1 protein-coding gene is annotated in these 2,721 nt (G+C 49.4%); it reads left to right on the forward strand.

The window, feature by feature from the left end; translation table 11 throughout:
• On the forward strand, positions 1 to 2,482 hold a 2,482-nt coding region (locus tag FH871_RS31590; protein WP_306439262.1), incomplete at its 5' end, for an ABC transporter permease.
• Between the last annotated feature and the right edge of the window lie 239 nt (positions 2,483 to 2,721).

The raw sequence follows: 2,721 nt of genomic DNA on the forward strand, positions 1-2,721 counted from the left end.
AAAAGCGCGCTGGCGGTATGCCCTGAGTGTTTTGAAGTTGTTGCGGCCGCTGGCCCAACGAAAAGAAGCGTATTCACCCCCTTTTTTCCTGAGTCCTGCTATGATCCGGAATTATTTCAAAATCGCACTGCGCAATTTTTGGCGCAACAAATCCTTTTCGGGAATTAATATTTTAGGTCTGGCACTTGGGCTGACGTGTAGCCTGTTCATTTTTCTATGGGTACGGGACGAATGGAAGATGGATCGATACCACGCCAATGGGCCACATCTCTATCGAATTATGGAGCGGCAATTCAGTGATGGAAAGCGGATGGCCGGATCCAGTACGCCCTGGCCGATTTCATTGGAACTGCCGAAAAAATTCCCTGAAGTCGTTTATGCCGCCGGTTTTAGCTGGAGCGATCAGGTGACGTTCACAGTCAACAACAAAGCAATCAAGGAGCAAGGCAACTGGGCGGGCGCCGACTGGTTCAGGATGTTCAGTGTTCCTTTACTGGCAGGCACCCCCGAAACAGCATTGAAAACACCGAATAGTCTGGCAATTTCCCGCAAAATGGCCGAAAACTTCTTTGGTAGTCCGCAAGCGGCTATCGGTCAGGCTATGCAGATCAACAACGGTGCGAATTACCAGGTGACGGCGGTTTTCGAAAATCTGCCTGCAAACAGCAGTGAAAAATACGACTTTCTGCTTTCATGGGCTGATTTTGAGAAACGCAACGGCTGGGCAAACGATTGGGGAAATCAGGGTCCCAGAGCCTTTTTGCAGTTACATCCCGGCACGGACGTATCGGCTTTTGAAGCCAAAATCAGGAATTTTCTTTGGGACTACAACGACCAGATAGATCCTAAAAATCTGGCCAGTTTCAATATAGAACTATTCCTACAACCCTTCCAAGACATATACCTGCACGCTGAAACCGAAAATGGGGAAATTTCGGGTGGTCGCATTGAATACGTCCGATTGTTTAGCCTGGTGGCGGTTTTTCTATTGCTGATTGCCTGCATCAACTTCATGAATCTGGCGACAGCACGATCGGCCAGACGGGCGAAGGAAGTAGGCATCCGCAAAGTCGTGGGTGCCGAACGATCCCGGCTGATCGCCCAGTTTATTGGCGAGGCCATTTTGCTGACGTTGCTTGCTGTTATGGTGGCGATGGGATTAATCGCGTTGCTGCTGCCGGGCTTTAACCAACTGACGGGCAAGACGATAACCATGCCGTTTTCTGAACCGGACTTTGTTTTGGTTTTAGCGGGGATCGTGCTCATTACCGGCATGCTGGCCGGCAGTTATCCGGCACTCTTTCTGTCATCTCTGCAACCCGTCCAGGTGTTGAAAGGAACGCTGAAGTTTCGGCCCGGGGCCACCCGGTTTCGACAGGGGCTGGTTATTTTTCAGTTCGTCATTTCGATATTTCTGATGGTCGGCACCTTCGTTGTCTACCGGCAGGTAAGCTACATTCAGACGAAAAATCTGGGTTTTGATCGGGAGAATCTCATTTACATTCCGCTGGAGGGCGGGCTTTCTGCAAAATATACAATGTTGAAGGAGGAGTTGCTCAGCAAACCCGGGATTCAGTCCATTACCCACATGGATATGCAACCGACCTTCATCGCCCAAAACACCAGCGATGCGGATTGGACAGGAAAAGATCCGAATGTCAAGATCCAGTTTACCCACGTCGGCGTCGGCTACGACCTTGTAAACACACTGAAAGTCAAGATTTTGGAAGGAAGAGATTTTTCACGTGCTTTTTCAACGGATTCGACCGGTTATGTTATCAACGAACAGGCGGCCCGGCGAATTGGTTACCAAAATCCGGTGGGCCAACCGCTTACATTCTGGGACAAACCGGGTAAAATTATTGGCGTCGTTCAGGACTTTCATTTCCAGTCGTTGCACGAGCCTATCCAGCCCATCATCATTCGGTTGAATGAAAAGGATGTGTACGGTAGCCTGCTGGTGCGGACGCACCCTGGCCAGACAAAACAGGCCCTGGCGAGCCTGAAAGCCCTTTGCACTCAATTCAATCCGACCTTTCCATTTACATATTCCTTTGCTGATCAGGAATACCAGAAATTATACAAAAGCGAAGAAGTGGTGGGTAAACTGGTCAATTATTTTGCGGTTTTAGCCATTTTCATTGCCTGCCTGGGTTTGTTTGGCCTAGCCTCGTTCACAGCCGAACAGCGCACCAAAGAAATTGGCGTCCGGAAAGTGCTGGGAGCATCAGTGTTCAGTTTGATCCGGCTTCTGTCGAGTGATTTTCTCAAACTGGTGTGCTTGGCCATCCTGATTGCATCGCCCATGGCCTGGTGGACGATGAATAAATGGTTGCAAGGATTCGCCTACCAAACCGATTTGTCATGGTGGATTTTTGCACTGGCGGGATTGGCAGCTATCGGGATCGCTCTGGTGACGGTTTCGTTTCAAAGCATTCGGGCCGCTTTGATGAATCCGGTGAAGTCATTGCGTTCGGAATGAAAAGCTAATGAATGATAAATATCAAATGATGAATGTAAAATGATAAAGGGCGAATGCCGCCGGGATACGTTATCATTCGTCACCGCGCGGGTGACCTCTTTATTATTTAACATTCATCATTTAACATTTGATATTGAAAAAATATGGAGCCCATCAAACGGCCAGATCATCCAAACCGAAACGTCGGACCACCGCCCCGCTGGGCCACCACCCTGCTCGACTGGCTGGGCGATCCCAAT

Source organism: Larkinella sp. C7 (assembly GCF_006149005.1).
Lineage (GTDB): Bacteria > Bacteroidota > Bacteroidia > Cytophagales > Spirosomataceae > Larkinella.